At 55.9% G+C, this 17,917-nt stretch carries 16 protein-coding genes; 15 read left to right on the forward strand and 1 reads right to left on the reverse strand.

Annotated elements, in window-relative coordinates; genetic code table 11:
* Positions 1-8: 8 nt before the first annotated feature.
* The 15 genes from NSQ80_RS01645 to NSQ80_RS01715 all read left to right on the forward strand — a co-directional run bounded on the left by NSQ80_RS01645 (position 9) and on the right by NSQ80_RS01715 (position 17,355).
* Entirely contained in the window at positions 9-4,214 is a 4,206-nt protein-coding gene (locus tag NSQ80_RS01645; RefSeq protein ID WP_339301074.1) for a TIGR02680 family protein, read from the forward strand.
* 11 nt (positions 4,215-4,225) lie between these two features.
* Entirely contained in the window at positions 4,226-5,662 is a 1,437-nt protein-coding gene (locus NSQ80_RS01650; protein WP_164744097.1) for a TIGR02679 domain-containing protein, read from the forward strand.
* Positions 5,663-5,952: 290 nt separating this feature from the next.
* A complete protein-coding gene (locus tag NSQ80_RS01655) occupies positions 5,953-6,198 on the forward strand; it encodes a hypothetical protein (RefSeq protein WP_254899822.1) in 246 nt (81 codons plus the stop codon).
* 442 nt (positions 6,199-6,640) lie between these two features.
* Complete coding sequence (locus NSQ80_RS01660; RefSeq protein WP_339301077.1) at positions 6,641-7,777, forward strand: ABC transporter substrate-binding protein; 1,137 nt, start codon at positions 6,641-6,643, stop codon at positions 7,775-7,777.
* Positions 7,778-7,872: 95 nt separating this feature from the next.
* On the forward strand, positions 7,873-8,793 hold the full coding sequence (locus NSQ80_RS01665; RefSeq protein WP_028538575.1) for an ABC transporter permease subunit: 921 nt from the start codon (positions 7,873-7,875) through the stop codon (positions 8,791-8,793).
* Positions 8,793-9,602, forward strand: a complete 810-nt coding sequence (locus NSQ80_RS01670; protein ID WP_339301079.1) for an ABC transporter permease subunit — start codon at positions 8,793-8,795, stop codon at positions 9,600-9,602. The genes NSQ80_RS01665 and NSQ80_RS01670 overlap by 1 nt, the downstream gene beginning before the upstream one ends.
* Entirely contained in the window at positions 9,599-10,642 is a 1,044-nt protein-coding gene (locus NSQ80_RS01675) for an ABC transporter ATP-binding protein (RefSeq protein WP_009223794.1), read from the forward strand. The genes NSQ80_RS01670 and NSQ80_RS01675 overlap by 4 nt, the downstream gene beginning before the upstream one ends.
* Positions 10,643-10,647: 5 nt before the next feature.
* Positions 10,648-11,436, forward strand: coding sequence for a DeoR/GlpR family DNA-binding transcription regulator (locus NSQ80_RS01680; RefSeq protein ID WP_260070106.1), 789 nt, complete (start codon positions 10,648-10,650; stop codon positions 11,434-11,436).
* A gap of 16 nt (positions 11,437-11,452) precedes the next feature.
* A complete protein-coding gene (locus NSQ80_RS01685) occupies positions 11,453-12,289 on the forward strand; it encodes an alkaline phosphatase family protein (protein ID WP_323078654.1) in 837 nt (278 codons plus the stop codon).
* Between the two features lie 17 nt (positions 12,290-12,306).
* Positions 12,307-13,326, forward strand: a complete 1,020-nt coding sequence (locus tag NSQ80_RS01690; protein WP_260070105.1) for a PHP domain-containing protein — start codon at positions 12,307-12,309, stop codon at positions 13,324-13,326.
* Between the two features lie 78 nt (positions 13,327-13,404).
* Entirely contained in the window at positions 13,405-13,554 is a 150-nt protein-coding gene (locus NSQ80_RS01695; protein WP_009223798.1) for a hypothetical protein, read from the forward strand.
* 189 nt (positions 13,555-13,743) lie between these two features.
* Positions 13,744-14,427 carry a PspA/IM30 family protein gene (locus NSQ80_RS01700; RefSeq protein WP_036644501.1) on the forward strand — a complete coding sequence of 228 codons (684 nt, stop codon included), beginning with the start codon at positions 13,744-13,746 and terminating at the stop codon, positions 14,425-14,427.
* A gap of 40 nt (positions 14,428-14,467) precedes the next feature.
* Positions 14,468-15,499, forward strand: coding sequence for a hypothetical protein (locus NSQ80_RS01705; protein WP_028538570.1), 1,032 nt, complete (start codon positions 14,468-14,470; stop codon positions 15,497-15,499).
* Positions 15,496-16,299 carry a TPM domain-containing protein gene (locus tag NSQ80_RS01710; protein ID WP_085169381.1) on the forward strand — a complete coding sequence of 268 codons (804 nt, stop codon included), beginning with the start codon at positions 15,496-15,498 and terminating at the stop codon, positions 16,297-16,299. The genes NSQ80_RS01705 and NSQ80_RS01710 overlap by 4 nt, the downstream gene beginning before the upstream one ends.
* A gap of 21 nt (positions 16,300-16,320) precedes the next feature.
* A complete protein-coding gene (locus NSQ80_RS01715; RefSeq protein ID WP_009223802.1) occupies positions 16,321-17,355 on the forward strand; it encodes an SPFH domain-containing protein in 1,035 nt (344 codons plus the stop codon).
* 62 nt (positions 17,356-17,417) lie between these two features.
* On the opposite strand, the gene mscL is transcribed toward NSQ80_RS01715, so the two are convergent.
* Entirely contained in the window at positions 17,418-17,813 is a 396-nt protein-coding gene (gene mscL, locus NSQ80_RS01720) for a large conductance mechanosensitive channel protein MscL (RefSeq protein ID WP_009223803.1), read from the reverse strand.
* Positions 17,814-17,917: the final 104 nt, after the last annotated feature.

Below are 17,917 nucleotides of genomic sequence, written 5' to 3' on the forward strand. Positions count from 1 at the left end.
TTTAACTGGTGGAACAGCAAATGGTGGAGCAGGAAAGCGGTCTGAGAGCGGACGGGGCTTCCGGTCAAGGCGGCCGAGCGGCCGCAAGGTGGCAGATGCATCGCGTCGGGATTTTGAATTTCTGGTATTACGATGAAGAGGAATTTCAACTCGAGGAAGGCCGGCTGATCTTGCGCGGCGCCAACGGGTCGGGCAAGTCGGTTACAATGCAAAGCTTCCTGCCGCTCGTGCTGGACGGCGACAAGCGGGCGCACCGGCTTGACCCGTTCGGTTCGCGGGACCGCCGCATCGAGTATTATTTGCTTGGCGAGGAGGACGGCGGTAAGACGGATACGACGGGCTACTTATGGATGGAATTCAAGCATGGTGCGACCGGAGCGTACAGAACGGTAGGCATCGGGCTGCGGGCGAGAAGAAACGCGGCCCAGGTGCAGTTCTGGGGGTTTTTGCTGGAGGATGGGCGGCGCATCGGGCGTGACTTCTGGCTTTACGACCGTAATGGATGGCTGGAGGACGGCGTACGCATTCCTCTCGACCGCAAGGAACTGGAAGCGAAGGTGGGAACGGGCGGCCAGGTCGTTTTGGATCAGAAATCGTATCAGGATATGGTGAACAAGCATATTTTCGGGTTCGCGGATACGGATGCTTATCAGGACTTGCTCCAACTCATGATTCAGTTGCGGAGTCCAAAGCTGTCCAAGGACTTCAAGCCGTCGGCGATCTATGAGATTCTCCATCAGGCGCTGCCGCCGTTGATGGAGGAGGAGCTGCGGCCGTTGTCAGAGGTGCTGGAGGACATGGACCAAATGACCGACCGGCTGGACGAACTGAAGCGGCATCGCGCCGAGATGGTGAAGCTGCAGGAGCGGTACGATTTTTACAACAAGCATGTGTTGTATACGAAATCTGAGGACATGTTGGAGGCCAAAGCTGCTTATGATGAAGTCGCTGCCAGAGTAAGAAGGTCCGAAGAGACGCTGGCGCAAGCGGAGGCGGAAAAGGCGGGGGCTGTGACAGAGCGCAGCGGCATCCAGAACCGGTTGCAGGAGATTGCCGTCGAGCGCGAATTGTTGGAGAAGCATGAAGCTATCGGCAAGCAACGGGAGTATGAGGCGGCCGCGGCGGCTTTGGCGGACACGGAAAAGCAGTTGGAACGCGCAAAGGAAAAAGCGGGCAAGGCCCGCATAAAGCAAGAGCAACTTGAGCGCGGGCTGCAGGAGGCCGAAGCCAAGCGGGACACCGCCGAACGGGAGCAACGGGAACTCCTGAACGAGTTGGAGGCGATTGCGGGCGACATGGAGTTTGCCGGGCATGTCGTATATCACCGGTATTGGACAGCGAACGTGCCGGTGGATGATCTGTGGAAAGAGGCGTGGCGAAAAGATCTGCGCACGCATCGCGATGCTGTGGAACGGGGCCTGGCCAAGGCGGCGGAGGAAAAAATGGCGGCTGCGCTGGTCAAGGAAAGCGAAATCGAGTTGGGTGAAGCGAGCCGAGCGCGGGATGAGGCGGAGCGCGAGCGCGGCGAGCGGGATAAGCGGTTTGCTGACAGCAAGGAGGCGTTTAAGGACGAGATTGTCGCCTGGCAAAGCGGGCTACGGCAACTGCCTTTTAATGAGGAGGCGCTGCGCGAGACGTTTGGGGCGCTACGCGAGTACGGACTGGAGCAGGCCTCGCTGGAGCCGGTGCGGGGGCCGCTGCTGGACCGGTACGAAGCGGCCCGGGATCGTTTGGTGGCCCGCCGGCTCGATATGGAGAAGCAGCGGAGGGATTTGTTGGCGGAGCGCTCGAGCTTGCAGGAAGAGAAGCGCGGCTGGGAGCAAAGTCGGGAGCCGGAACCCGGGCGCAGCACGGCACGTGCGAAATTCCGCGAAGCTAATGCAGAGCGAGGCGGGGCGCCGCTCTTCGCTGCGTGCGATTTCCGGCCGCACGTAGGCGATGACACCAAGGCGCGGATCGAGGAAGCGCTGGAGCGTTCGGGGTTGCTTGATGCCTGGCTGTCCCCGGACGGCCGGGTGCAGGAGTGTGGCAATGACGATGAAGAAGCCTGGATCGTACCTCGTCCGCAGGAATTCGGCTATACGCTGGCGGACATGTTGGTTGCCGATCCACCAGAGGGAAGCGGGCTCACGGCCGCGGCGATCGATGCGGTACTGCGCAGCTTTTTGTGGGACGAGGAAGGTGGCCTACTGGATGACGGCGACTGGAGCGGCATGATCGCAGCCGACGGCTCTTACCGGCTTGGCCCGCTCGCCGGGAAGGCGGCGGTGAAGGAGCGGGCGGAGTATATCGGCAAGGAGACGCGCCGCCGTACCCGCATGATGGAAATTGCCCGGCTGGGCGAGGCGATCGCCAGATTGGACGCCGTGCTGCGAGAGCTGGACGAACGGCTTGCCGGTCAGGAGGCAGCGGAAAGGCAGTTGGCGGTAGAGCGTGAGCTTTTTCCCGGCGGGGCGGACCTGGCTGGAGCCCTGCGCGAACTACAGGCAGCGGATTATCGGCTGCAGGCTGCGGCCCGGCAGGAAGCGCAGGCCAATGAGCGGTTCAAGGCGAAGTCGGCGCAGTGGCGCGAACTGCAGCGAGAGTTGGTAGAGCTGACCGCGAACTGGACCCGGTTGAAACGCGAGCCGGATCTTGCGGCGGCGGTTAACGCCTTGCGCGATTATGAAGCGTCGCTTTCGGACCTGCATTCCGCCTGGCGGCAGTACAGGGACGCTCACGCGTCTTGGGAGCGGTTCAAGGATGAGTTGGACGCTTTGATCCTGGAACTGGAGGATGAAGAAGCACTGGCGGAAGAGCTCGGCGAGCGGCAGCGGGATCAGCGCGCTCAGGTGGATACGTTGCGGAGGCTGATCGAGGAGTTAGGGTTGGCCGATGTTGCGCGGAGGCTGGAGGAACTGAAGCGCGAGCAATCTGCGTTACTTGTCCGCGTCAAAGAACAGGAGCGGCTGCTCGATGCGGCCAAAGACAAGGCATCCCGGGCGGAAGCACAGCTGGTGCTGCTGCGGGAGCAGGCAGAAGTGCTGCACGTCGAGTTGGAACGAACGCTGGAGCAACTGCTAGCAGAGCTGCGCCAAGGTCTGGTTGACGAGTGGCGGAGCGTAGCGACTGAGGCGGATACAGCGAACGCGGCGAACTCGGGCGCAGCCACAACTCGGGCAGTTTTCCTGCAGGCCTCTGCCAAAGAAATTCTGCGGCAATACGAACCCTTGTTTACCGGGCGTAATGCCGAAAACATCGTTAACCGTTTGTTGGAGCAGTTTAATGCCGCGCGCATGCTGCTGACGGAGTATGTGCTGGAGACGGTTGCGGATGAAACAACCGGACGTTTGTTGCTGCTTTCCATGCGTAACCCCCGCCAGCCGCTGCCGCCGCAGGCGTTGCTGGAAGAACTCGAACAGCAGGAAGCGGAGCAAAGCGCTTTGTTAAGTGAGAAAGACCGCGAACTGTATGAGGAAATCATTCTCCGCAGTGTTGGCAAAGCGATCCGGCAGCGAATTCACCGTGCGGAGCAATGGGTGCGGGAAATGAACAAGCTAATGGAGGAGCGAGACACATCAAGCGGTCTTCGCTTGAAGCTTGAGTGGCAACCTAAAGTCGCGGCGGGGGAACAGCAACTCGATGTCTCCGACCTGGTCGAACTGTTGAAGCGGGATTCTCATAGGCTGCGCGAGGACGAAATCGACGCGATGATCGAGCATTTTCGTGGGCAAATCGTCAGCGCAAAACAGGCAGCCCAGGAGGAGCAGGAATCGCTGCGTCAACATCTCTACCAAGTGCTAGATTATCGCAACTGGTTCCAGTTTGAACTGAAATACAAAAAAGGTGAGCAGATTGGTTACCGTCCGCTCACCGATGCGCGCTTCAACGTGCTGAGCGGGGGCGAAAAGGCAATGGCCATGTATATTCCGCTGTTCGCCGCCACATGGTCGCGGTATTCCGACGCGAGAACCGACGCGCCGCGGCTTATTTCTCTTGACGAAGCGTTCGCGGGCGTGGATGAGGAGAACATGCGGGATATGTTCAAGCTGCTGACGGATATGGGCTTTGACTATATGATGACCTCCCAGGTGCTGTGGGGTTGCTACGATACGGTTCCAAAGCTGGCGATTTATGAGATTTACCGGCCGAAGGACGTCGATTTCGTTACCTTGTTCCGCTACCGTTGGAATGGCAAAATCAAGGAATATATAGAAAGCGGTGCAGAAGAATGAGCGGCGGGCGGATGAACGATCGTTCAGATCAGGCGGCCAAAGCCCGGGACTATTTTTCTCGTCCCGGGTTCAAGAGAATGCTCGAAGCCGTCTGGAAGCGATACGCCAGTCTGGAGAAGGCGGGCGGGCACGCCGTCATCAGTAGATCTACTGCAGCGGAATGCGAGGCGATCAATACCTTTTTTGGCTGGTACAAAAAACCGGGGGACGATATCCGAGTACCACTTGCGGATTTTGAACAGGAATTGCTGGAATCGGCATTTACCTTCACGATTACCGAACTTCATGAAGTCCTGACCGGCGAGCCGCTGCGAACCAAATCGGATCGGGAATTGCTGGCGATGCAGGAGTGGGGGAGGTTGTTTGAGACCCTGGAAGCCCAGTTTGCGGAGCAAGGAACGCCACTCCAGCCGGCTGTGGCGGAATGGTTAAGTGGTTTGCGCCACGGCCGTGCAGCCGGTTACCGCACCTTGCGTGAGCTGTGGCGCGCTGCTCCCGAGACGGCGCAAAGAGAGCTGGCGAGTGCCACATGCGCGTGGAACCTGCTGCTTGCGGGGGATGCAACAGCAGGTTTGGGCGAGAACGGTAGCCCACCATCAGCTGTCCGCCTACCGGTGCTGGCCGCGCAAACTACCGGCGATCCGCATGCGCTGGACCGGAACGTCCCGGCAGGGCGGCTGCTGTTCCAGGCCTTACGCTCCAAGGAGCTTGGGAAGCAGTTTGCCGAAACGGATCAAACTGACCCATCAGATCCCGAGGCGATACCCGGCTTGTCATCCGGAGTGGATACCTTGGAGGCGCGGGAGATTTACCGCAGCGCGGGAATTTTTGATGACGACATATCTTCTCTCGTTCATATTTATTGCCCTTGGGACGGCGGTAACGGGCCATATGTTTTATCGTTAAGGCAAGTTGAGATAACCAGCGTGCTTTCTCCGATCACCGATTTTTATGTGGTAGAGAATCCAGCGGTATTTTCCACTTTGGTTGATTTGAATGAAGCCAATGAATCCGCCTATACTGCGGGACCGATGCTAGTTTGCACCAGTGGACCGGCAAGCGCAGCGGCATTGCGCCTGATCGATCGTTATTTGGAGGAAAACCTGGTTTCCGGCCACCTATATTACTCTGGTGATTTTGATGTTAAAGGGATTTCGATCGGAAATGTTCTGGCTTCCCGTTATGGGGACCGATTTACCGCCTGGCGTTTTAACCGGGAAAGTTACATGGAGGGGTGTGCCTTGGCGCTTCCCAATGGCGTAACCTTATCAACAGAAGAGCGGCTTCGTTTGGCTAAGATGCAGGCCATTTGGGATAACTCGCTGTGCAACACGATGCGCGATGTAGGACGTAAGCTATTTCAAGAGCAAATAATCGTAAATTTGATCAATGATTGGCGAAAAGCGGTCATAGGAGGGGAGATCGGCGGCCGTTTGCATTCCAAATGAAGTGCGCAATATCATGCAACGGATGTACAGAATTAAGCTGGACATTTATGAGCGATATGACGTTAAAGTGAAAGCTGTAAATGTATTCTTCTTAAGACCGGTGCTGTGGTTCTGTCTAGGAGCTGCCTCGTGCTGGTCTTATTTTTGTTTTCTGTTCTTTATTCCCATTTCTCGCGCCAACCCTGCATTCCTGTCCATATCGAGCACAAAGGACGTTCTCATTTCGGCACCGATCCCGTATGCTTAAAGTAACTTTGGTGTGGACAAGGACGGAAAGGAAGGTGATCTGCTTGGGGAAGAACAAGATCAATCTGCTGACCAAGCTGTTGATTTCCTATTGGCTTGTGCTGCTGTTTCCGGTGCTGATCATTTTGTTCTATTATTATCCGCAGTCGGCGACGGCGGTGAGAGCGAAGGAAATGGATTGGAACGCTCATATCACGGAGCAGTTCATGACGTCGATGGACACGTTCACGCGACCGTTCATTCAAAAATACTTCGAAAAAGGCGTGATGATCGGTTCGATCAAGGGGTGAGCGGCGGGTTGCCGTGAGATTACGATTTGCAAGCCCGGGGGCGGAGGCCTTCCGGGCTTTTTTTGCATGAGCGTGCCGTAAGTAATAAAGGTAAAAAAGGGCCTTATTCGCTCCAAAGATAGAGTTTGGCTTGAAATAGCGGACATTTTTACCCTTATCTTTGAAAAATGGGCGGTGAAGAGGTGAGTTTGACGGGAGTTCAGGAAAATAAGGCCACAAAATTCCCTTATTCAACGCAAAAAGGGACCAAAAGGTGAAATAAGGCCATAAAAGTCCCTTATTTCCGCCTGGGGTGACAATGTGCATGATTATGATGATTTTAATAAACTTCGCCATCTCCATTAATCCAGCGTAAACAGTCAAAACCTATACTCTTCTTGGGTCGAAATCAACAGAAATACATAGCGAACCCACAATAATCCACAGGGAGTGCATAGAAACCATGAAATTCGGATTAAAGAGGCAGTTAGCGCTGGGTCTGGTTTTATCCTTGTTTGTATTGATGCTGGCCGCTTGTGGTGCAGGGGGCAACGGAGGCAACGGGAGTAACGCAACTGCAACGGATACAAGCGGGGCGGCGCAGGCGGAAGAGCTCTCGCTGGCCGATCTGGAAGCGAGGGCCAAAGAAGAAGGTTCCGTCGTGAGCGTTGGCATGCCGGACACATGGGCGAACTGGAAAGATACGTGGTCGGATCTGAAAACGAAGTATTCGTTGGATCACACGGATACGGATATGTCGAGCGCCGAAGAGATCGCCAAATTCGAAGCGGAGAAGGATAAGCCGACCGCGGACATCGGTGACGTCGGTATCGCATTTGGTCCGGTTGCGGTGGATAAGGGCGTAACTCAACCGTACAAAACCTCGTACTGGGACGAGATCCCGGATTGGGCCAAGGACAAGGACGGCCACTGGGTCGTAGGTTATCAAGGTTCCATCGCATTCTTCACGAACACGGACCTGGTCAAAAATCCGCCGCAAAGCTGGGAAGACCTGAAGAACGACGACTACAAAATCATTGTTGGCGATGTGACCAAAGCTGCGCAAGCGCAAATGGCCGTGCTGGCGGCCGCCATCGCCTACGGCGGGGACGAGACAAACATCGAGCCGGGGATTGCTTACTTCGAAGACTTGGCGAAAAAAGGCCGCTTGTCCAGTGCGGAAGCTTCGCTGGCCAACATCGAAAAGGGCGAAGTGCAAGTGACCCTGTTCTGGGACTTCAATGCCCTGAACTACCGCGATCAACTGGGCGGCGCGGAGAAGTTTAACGTGGCGATTCCGAAGGAAGGCAGCGTGGTCAGCGGCTACGCCACGATCATCAACAAATACGCGCCGCATCCGAATGCCGCCAAGCTGACGCGGGAATACATCTTGAGCGATGCCGGCCAAATCAACCTGGCGAAGGGCTATGCCCGTCCGATCCGCGATAGCGTGCAGCTTCCGGAAGACGTTGCTGCCAAGCTGCTGCCGACTGAGGCCTATGCCAATGTGAAACCGGTCAGCGACTACAAGGCCTGGGAAGAGACGGCGAAGAAGCTGCCGCAGCTGTGGCAGGAGCGCGTGCTCGTTCATATGAACTAATCGGGCAAATCACGGGCCCGTGTTCAACCATTTGAAGGGGTGCGTCAAACGTCTTGGACGGGAGGCGCCCCTTTTTTTAACAAGGAGGGAGTGGCGTGAAGCGGAAAAATCGCCGGTATTTGCTTGGGCTCGTTCCTTTCGTCGTCATGGTGGCCCTGTTCCAGCTGGTGCCAATCGTGTCGATGATTACGGGAAGCGTCAGCCTGGAGGACGGCGCCGGAATGACGTTGGGGTATTACACCCGAATTTTTCAAAGCGAGTATTATCTCAAAGCGATTCAGAACAGCTTGCTGATTTCGGTCTTTTCAAGCGTGATCGGGATTGCCGTTGGATTGGCCTGCGCTTACGCGGTGACGCGATTTGCACCGAGGATGCGGGACCGTCTGATCATGGTGTCCAATATGACATCGAATTTCGCCGGCGTACCGCTCGCCTTCGCGTACATTATTCTGCTGGGGAGTAACGGGGTATTTACTTTGCTCTTTAAGCAGTGGGGCTGGGACGTGCTTGCCGGTTTTAACTTATACAGCTGGTCGGGGCTGGTGCTGGTGTATGTCTATTTCCAGGTTCCCCTGGCTTTATTGCTGCTGTACCCTTCGTTTTACGGCATTCGTGAGCAATGGAAAGAGGCGGCATCGCTGCTGGGCGCAAGTCCTTGGCAGTTTTGGAGAACGATCGGGATTCCGGTACTGCTGCCAGCCGTGTTCGGTACGCTGGGGATTTTATTCGCGAATGCCATGGGTGCTTACGCGACTGCTTATGCCCTCGTCGGAAGTAACTTCAACCTGCTCGCCGTACGGATTGGCAACCTGGTTTCCGGTGACGTTGTAACCGAGCCGCAGCTGGGGAATGCGCTGGCAGTAATCCTAGGCCTGTCGACGCTATTGGCGGTGTACCTGAACCACAAGATGACTCAGCGGCTGCACCGGTTCCAACCCGGCTCGGCGGAACAGAAGGCACGCAACCATCGGAAATGGCCAAAGCTGAAGTCGCCTGCGCTGAAGGAGGAATTGTGATGCAGACCCCAAGCAAAAAAGCAGGGTGGGCACCGAGAACCCTGATGCTGCTGCTCATGATTTACTTGCTGCTTCCCTTGCTGGCAACGATGATCTACGCGTTTGCGAAAGAGTGGCAAGCAACCCTTCTGCCGGAAAGCTGGACGCTGGAATGGTTTGGTGAGATGTTTCAGGATGCGCGTTTTCTGGATGCGTTATGGAAGTCGCTGTACCTCTGCGCGATCAGCATCGTGCTTAGCCTAGCCATCATGCTGCCGGCAGTGTTCATTATCACCGTCTATTTGCCCCGGATGGAGAGCTTCATGAAGGGAATTGTCGTGCTTCCTTATGCTGTGCCCGGCGTCGTTGCCGCAGTGGGGCTGATCCGAGCGTATTCCTCCGGCCCGATGAATATTTCGGGGACCGCTTATATTTTGATCGGCGCGTATTTCGTCATCGTCCTGCCTTATATGTATCAGGGTATCCGCAACAGCCTGCTCACCGTATCGGCACCAGAGCTGCTGAATGCCGCGGAGATGCTGGGCGCCGGCCGCATAAAGGCGTTTGTGACCGTGATTTTGCCAAACATCTGGCCGGGGGTGGTGACGTCGACGCTGCTGTCTTTTTCCGTCCTCTTTGGGGAGTTTGTCATGACGAACATGCTGGTGGGCGGTCATATTCAGACGATCCAGGTGTATTTGTCGCGGCGGATGAATGAAAGCGGGCATTTGGCCAGCGCGATTGCGATTTCGTATTTTTTGTTTATTCTGGCGTTGTCCATGGTCTTGATGAAGCTCGGCAAACAAGTAAACAGGGGGATTTCGGAATGAAGCCATATCTGAAGCTGGAAGGGATCCGTAAGCAGTTCGGATCGGCGGCGGTGCTGAATCGTGTGAATTTAGATATCCGCGAAGGGGAGCTGGTTACGCTGCTCGGGCCTTCGGGTTGCGGAAAAAGCACGCTCTTGCGCTGCATCGCCGGCCTGACGGAGATCGACGAAGGGCAGATCTGGCTGGACGATAAGGACATCGTCAACCTGCCTCCCCGCAGTCGGGAGATCGGCATGGTGTTCCAATCGTACGCCTTGTTCCCGAATTTGACGGTCCGCGAAAATATCGAATACGGCATGCGGATGCGCGGCATGGCCAAGGAAGCACGCCGCCAGAGATCCAGCGAACTGCTCGAGCTCATCGATTTGACCGATAAGCGGGACGCTTATCCCGCACAGCTGTCGGGGGGACAGCAGCAGCGCGTAGCGCTCGCCCGTTCCCTGGCCGTCCGTCCGAAGGTGCTGCTGTTGGATGAGCCGCTCAGCGCGCTTGATGCGAAAATTCGCAAAAATCTGCGCACAGAAATCCGCGAGATTCAGAAGCAATTCAACATGACCACGATCTTCGTCACGCACGATCAGGAAGAAGCGTTAACCTTGTCCGACCGGGTCTGCCTGATGAACCAGGGGAATATCATACAGCAAGGGACCCCGGAGGAGTTGTACGCCAAGCCCGCAACGGAGTTCGTTGCGCGGTTCATGGGCAGCTATAACGTGCTGACGCGGGCCGAAGCGTTACGGCTATTCGGCACGGTGCCCGGCGATGCGGAGAGTTACGCCATCCGGCCGGAGGCGCTCTCGCTTATTGGACCGGAGCAAGCGGCTGACCCGGCCCATGCGGGCAAGCCCATCGTGGAGGGCAACGTTCACTCGGCGTCGATCCTCGGCAACGTTATTCGTTACGCCATCGATGCCGCCGGCATCCGCCTGACGGTGGATGTGCTGAACGATGGACGCTCTCGGCGGTTCGAGGAGAACCGCCCTGTCACCCTCGTTATGGATCACGCGCAATTGCTGCAGCTAGAGAAGGAAGGGGCTTAGGCAAGTTGTCAATTTCATCTGAGGAGCGCAAGCGCGTCATTATGGAGCAGTTGAAGCAGGAGGGACAGGTGAAGGTCCCGGAGCTGTCGCATCGTTTTACCGTATCGGAGGAGACCGTGCGCCGCGATTTGATCCTGTTGGAGAAAGAAGGTTTGGCTAAAAGAGTCTACGGCGGTGCGGTCCTCCCCAAATTGACCAGCTACGAGCCGCCGTATTTGCAGCGCCAGAAGGACAAGGCGGAGGAGAAGGAGCGGATCGGCCGCGCTGCTGCCGAGCTGATCGAATCTGGGGACACCATCGCCATCGACATCGGGACGACAACGCTGGAGATGGCCAAGGCGATCGCCGGCCGGGAGCGGCTGACGATCCTGACGAACTCGCTGGCGGTGGCGTATCACCTGATGGAGTCGCTGAATGGCGGGAGGTTTTCCGGGAAGATTTTTGTGGTCGGCGGGGAATTAAATCCGGAGCAGCAGTCGTTATCGGGGACAATTGGCGAGCACATTCTGTCGCAATTCCGGGTCGACAAGGCGTTTATCTCCATTGGCGGAATATCCTTGGAGCGGGGGATCAGCGATTATGACGTCGATGAAACGGGCATGTCGCGCCGGATGATCGAGGCGGCATCCCGTACGATTGTGCTGGCTGATGCGTCAAAGCTGGGCAAGGAAGCATTCGTGGAGATCGCGCCGCTGAGCCAAGTACACGCCATTGTCAGCGACGTTGCCGCCCCGAAGGAATGGCTGCAGAAGCTGCGCGGCCATCGCATTCAATGGATCGAGGCCACTAACTGAAGGGAGAGAGAGATGGATGTCATTCGCAAAGGCAGAAGCAGAAGCCAAGAAGCTCGTTGTGGTTGTGCTGGATGGATTAAGATATGATGCGGCCCGCAAGTATCTCGGGTATATGGAGCATCTTGTAGAGCAAGGGGAGGCGGCCTGCTATCAAGTGCAGTCGCAGCTGCCGAGCCTATCGCGCCCGCTCTATGAAGTGCTGCTGACCGGTACGCCGGTGACCCGAAACGGCATTACGGCGAACCATATCAGCAGGCTAAGCCGGGAGCAAAGCGTGTTTCACCTTGCCGTCGCCGCGGGATTACGAACGGCTGCCGCCGCGTACCACTGGGTTAGCGAGCTGTACAACCGTGCGCCGTTTAACCCGGTGACCGACCGGCATCAGCATGACGAGAAGCAGCCGATACAGCACGGGATTTTTTATTTCGAGGATCACTATCCGGACAGCCATCTGTTCCTTGATGCGGAGCATTTGCGCACAACGTACGACCCCAACTTCCTGTATATCCATTCGATGAACATCGACGATATGGGGCATAAGCACGGCGGGGAAAGCAAGCAGTATGAGGGCGCCGTCCGGACGGTGGATGGGATTCTGGCTACGCTGGTACCGCTGTGGAGATCGCAAGGGTATGAGATTATCGTCACATCCGATCACGGGATGAACGCGATGGGGCAACACGGCGGCACTCAGCCGGAGGAGCGCAACGTTCCGCTGTATGTGTTTGGTGAGCTGCCGATTCCTTCGCCGAAGCTCCAGGGCGATCAGGGGCTGTCACAGCTCTACTTGGCTCCGCTGATGTGCCATTATCTAGGAATCGAGCCTTCCGAGGCCATGGTGAAATGGGAGTAGACAGGAGGAGTTTGCGGGTGAAGGTTGATATGCATTTTCATCTGGAGGAAGGTCCGTATTCCTTGCGCTGGCTTTCGCGTACACTGCAAGGGTTGGCGGCGACCGAGCCGGGGCCGGATCCGGCCTTGGGGCATCATACGATCGAATATGCCGAGGAAATGACAAAGCTGTTGTCCCGGCGGATGGAGAAGGGATGTTATAGCGAAGAGTGGTTGGATCGCTACTTGATCCGGGGACGCGAACGCGGAATTCAGGAGTTTGGCGTCGTTGATCATTTATACCGGTTCCGGGAGTGTCGGCCATATTACGAAAAACACATGCTGCTGGACGACAGCCGGGTTGGCAAGCTGCAACGGGCCTGGTTGGATCAGGTGTGCGTAGCTTCCATCCAGGATTTCGTTGACTTTGTGACGGAAGCGAAGAAGACGCGGCCCGATCTCGCGCTTGGCATCGAGGCGGATTTCTTCCCCGGCGGCGAAGCGGAGTTGGGCGAAATTTTGGCGGGTTATGATTGGGATTACGTGATTGGCTCGGTGCATTTCCTGGAAGGATGGGGGTTCGACAATCCGGAGGCCAAGACAGGCTTCGACGGCCGGGACCCCGTGCAAACGTACGCAGATTATTATGAATTGCTGCGGCAGGCCTGCGTCTCAGGGTTGTTTCACATCATCGCGCACCCGGATAACTTGAAGGTGTTTGGGTTCCGGCCGGCCGATGAGAAGAAGCTGCTGCCGTATTACCGGAGCATCGCCAAGGAAATGGCGCGAAGCGGCGTAGCTACGGAGATCAATACCGGTCTCGCATACCGCTATCCTATCGCGGAGAGTTGCCCAAGCCCATTGTTCCTGTCTGTATTAGCCCATTACGGGGTCCCGTTGACGTTATCCTCGGACGCTCATTTTCCGGACGATATCGGTACGCTGCTTGATACGGCCTTGGCCGATGCGATCGATCAGGGATACAAGGAGCTGGCAGTGTTTCGAGACGGGAAGCGGCGGATGGTGCCGATCTTCGCAAATCACACAGCGGCCAAGTAGGGGGCTTGCCAACCTCGCCTGCATAGAACCACGCTTTTCCGCGCAAGTTACCTAAAAAAACAGGGAGGAGCGTGCATCATGCAGCAAGATTACGTATTCACGGATCTGGAAGGCCGGGAGTCGTTAGTTCAGGAGATTCGGAAGCTGGAAGAAAAAATCGAGCAGTCCATCGGAGAGAAGGTCAATCTGATCGCATATTCCGAGAAAAAAGAGCAGCCAAATCACTAGAACGCCATTTGCGAATTTGAGGATCGGTTGATCCCATGGTTCATGCGGTCTGCGATAACACTTGTACGGGATAACGCCCTTAGGGGCGTTTTTATTTTGCCCTGCCTTTGGTACCGCAATGAAACCAATCGGTTGGATCTGATGTATTATTAAGTAAGTGACCAACTGAAGGAGGGACGGGAAGTGGGGATGTTGTCGAGATTTAAAGATGTGATGCGGTCGAATCTTTCCGCCATGCTGGAGGGTTCGCAGGATCCGGCGGCGACGGTGGATGAATACCTGCGTCAATTACGGCTGGATTTAGGGCAGGTCAAGGCGGAGTCAGCTGCGGTTCAGGCGGCGGAAGACCGGGCGAAGCGCGCGCTGGACGAATGTGCCGAGGAAGTCCGGAAGCTGCAACGGTATGCGGAGAAGGCGGTGGAATCGGGCGATGAATCTGCCGCGCTAAAATTCCTGGAGCGGAAGGCGAAGCAGGCGGAACGGCTGCAGGAGCTGCAGACGGCCTATGAGCAAGCAGCGAATCAGGCCGCCCAGATGAAGCAGATGGAGGAGAGGCTGGTCTCCGATCTGCAGAAGCTGGAAGCGCGGCAAGCGACGCTTAAGAGCAAGCTGGCAGAGGCCGCTGCGTTGAACAAGGCCCAGGCTGCTGGGGGAACAGAAGCGGCGCTTCGCGAGCTGGAGGCGAAGGCCGATCAAGCGTTGAATGAAGCGATGGCTTTGGCGGAGCTTCGGGCGGGATCGCAGGAAGACGATCTGGACGCTATCTTCGCGGAGCTGGAGAAGAGCAATGCTGCGGGAGCGAAGCCGGAGGAAGCAACAGCATCGACTCCTGAAGATGAACTAGCGGCGCTCAAGGCGAAATTAAATAAATGAGCTACCTGAACTTGATTTTGGATGGATTGAGGTGAACGATTTGCCGGTCATTGAATACAAATGTCCGAGCTGCGGCAGCGGCATGACGTTTGACAGCACAACAGGTATGCTGTCCTGTCCAAGCTGCGGTCGCAAGGACAACATCGAGCAACTTCCCGACCCATTGAAGCAACAGGTGTTCACGGAGGACGAGGTTCGGGAATACCACTGCGAAAGCTGCGGGGCGGTCATCGTAACGGAGCCGGAAACCAGCGCAACGACGTGCAGCTTTTGCGGTTCCGCTGTGGTGCTTAGCGATCGCCTGACCGGGAAGCTGGCGCCGCAGCAGGTGATCCCTTTTGCGATCAGCAAGGAAGAAGCGATGGCGGCTTTCAAGAAATGGTGCCGAAAAGGGCTGCTTACGCCCCGCGGCTTCATGACCGCGAACCGCATCCAGGGGATTACCGGAATGTACGTGCCGTTCTGGCTGTACGATTTGCTGAACAATATCGATGTTCGCGGCCGAGGAACGAAGGTAAGAAGCTATCGCCGAGGCGATTATCAATATACCGAAACCGATCATTACGAGTTTTACCGGAGAATTCGGCTGAATTATGTCCGGCTGCCGATCGATGCCTCGGCGAAGATGGACGATGAGCTGATGGATAAGCTGGAGCCTTTTCCCTACGACCAATTAAAGACGTTTAAGACGCCATATCTTGCGGGATACATTGCTGAAAAATACAACTATACCAGCGAGCAGCTTACCCCGAGAGCTCGGGAAAAAACGATGCCTTATATCGAATCCTATATTTCTTCAACCGTTTCCGAATACACGACGGTAAGCTACGCGGACAAACAGATCGATACGACGGTCAAACGAGCGAATTATGTGCTGCTTCCGGTCTGGATGGTCTATTACAACTACAAGGGGAAGCAGTACACGTTCGCGATGAACGGCCAAACAGGCAAAGTGGTCGGAAAGCCGCCGCTAAGCAAAGGGAAAATGGCGGCATGGTTTGCCGGCGTTTCGGCCCTCTCTTTTGTTGGACTTAAAATATTGGCCTGGCTGTGGGGAGGCGTATTCTTATGAACAAGCGATGGGTCGTGGTGTACTCGTTGCTGCTCTTGATCATGCTAAATATGCTGACCCCGTTAACGGCTCAGGCTGAATCGCCGCTTGCGAATAAGCAGCTGATTTATGACGAGGCCGAACTTCTCTCTCCGGGAGAAATTGAAGACCTAAACGCGTTGGCGAATGAATATGGGCCCAAAAGAGAGCTCGACATCATCATCTATACCACGGACAATCCTGAAGGCGAGGATGTTGTGAAGCTGACGGAGGATTTCTACGATGAACGGGCTCCGGGTTACGACAAACCGCATGGCAACGCCGTGATTTTGACGTTGGATATGCTGAACCGGGATCTATATCTGGCAGGGTTCTATAAAGGGGAGAAATACCTGGACGACAGCCGTTTGGACAAAATCCGCAACAAGATTACCCCGATGCTGTCCGCAGGCGATTATCACGGTGCGTTTGCAGAATACATACGCACGGCCTACCGGTACGCGGAGTTTCGGCCGGGGGTGAATCCGGATAACCCGCTGTTCAACACCGGCATTCAGCTTGTGATTGCACTGGTGATCGGGGCGGGGGTCGTCTTCATGATGGCGTTCCGAAGCGGCGGTCGGATCACGGTGAGCGGTCGTACCTATGAGGATTCGGCCAATTCTGGCGTCATTTGGCGACAAGACAATTATCTGCATACGACGGTAACGAAGACGAAGATTGAGAGCAGCAACAGCGGCGGCGGTGGCAGCAGTGGAGGTGGCGGCGGCGGTACAACCAGCGGCGGACACTCCCATAGCGGAAGCCGAGGATCATTTTAAAGGAAGGGGCAGGAAGAGCTGATGAGTTTTTTTAAGAGCCAATTTGCCAATGTCGTGGAGTGGGAAGAATTCCGGGACGACATGATTTTCTGGAAATGGAGCAACCGTGAAATTAAAAAAGGGAGTAAGCTGATCATCCGCTCGGGGCAGGACGCGATTTTTATGAATAACGGGAAAATCGAGGGGATTTTTAAGGAGGAAGGCGAATATAACATTGCCTCGGAGATCGTGCCGTTCCTGTCCACGCTGAAGGGGTTTAAGTTCGGCTTCAACAGCGGGATGCGGGTTGAGGTGTTGTTCGTCAATACGAAGGAGTTTACCGTCCGGTGGGGCACGCAAAATCCGGTGTTAATCCCTACGCCGCAGCTCCCCGGCGGAATGCCGATTCGTGCGAACGGCACGTTTAACTTCAAGGTCAACGACTATGTGACCTTAATCGATAAGATTGCAGGGGTCAAGCAAAGCTATTTGGTGGAGGACGTCAAGCTTCGGATCACCTCCGTGCTCGATCAACTGCTGATGAAGTGGATTAGCCGGGAAGGCAAAGATATGTTTAATCTGCAGGCCAACGCCGCGGAGATCGCACGAGGCATTCGGGAAGACCTCGATATGCAGGTCATGGACGACGGATTGGCCATCACAGGCTTCCAGGTGATGAGCTTCAGTTATCCGAAGGAAATTCAGGAGATGATCACGAAGACGGCGTCGCATGAAATGATCGGCAATTTAGCGAAATACCAGCAGGTCAGCATGACGGACGGCATCGCCTCAGGCAAGGTGCAAGGCGGCGGGGCCGCTTCGGATATGGCGGGGATGATGATGGGGATGAACCTGGCCAAGGAAATGATGAAAAACCTGAATCCGGAACCGGGTCAGGGGAAAGATCATCCGCAGCCGCAGTCCCAGTCGCAAAACTCGGGGGCGAGCCAACCGTCGCAACCTGCAGCGCCTTCCGCCTCGGAAGCGGACTCTAAGCGGCCGAACTTCTGTCCCAACTGCGGGAATAAGAACGAAGGCGCGAACTTCTGTCCGAATTGCGGGCAGAAGCTGGTGTAGGCGCATACGAGAAAACCCGCCTAAGCATAAACGGCTCGGGCGGGTTTTTGGCTTCAAAGGAGTCACTTCTCCTCCAACGCTCTTTGCTTTAACAAATCACGGATTTCGGCCAGCAGCACCTCTTCTTTGGAAGGGGCGGGCGGCGCTTCGGACTTGGGCTCCTCTTTCTCTTTGCGTCTCAGTTTGTTGATACCCTTGACGAAGAGGAAGATGGAGAAGGAGACAATAAAGAAATCGATGACGGTTTGCAGGAAAGCTCCGTATTTCAACACCGTGTCTCCGTATTGAAACTGTAACTCTTTCAAGTTAATACCGCCTACCAGCAACCCGATAACCGGCATCAGCATGTCGTTGACCAGGGAAGTCACGATGTTTCCGAAGGCGGCACCAATAATCACCCCGATGGCCAGATCAAGCACGTTCCCTTTGAGCGCAAAGGCTTTAAATTCCTTCCACATGATGGAGTACCTCGCATTCGGCATAATATTAGCAGTATACCATAAGCGAACCGGAGGTAGTCCATAGGAGGGAAGGCAGGGTGTTCTAACGGACACTAGAGACG

This window comes from Paenibacillus sp. FSL K6-2441 (assembly GCF_037964765.1).
Lineage (GTDB): Bacteria > Bacillota > Bacilli > Paenibacillales > Paenibacillaceae > Fontibacillus > Fontibacillus phoenicis.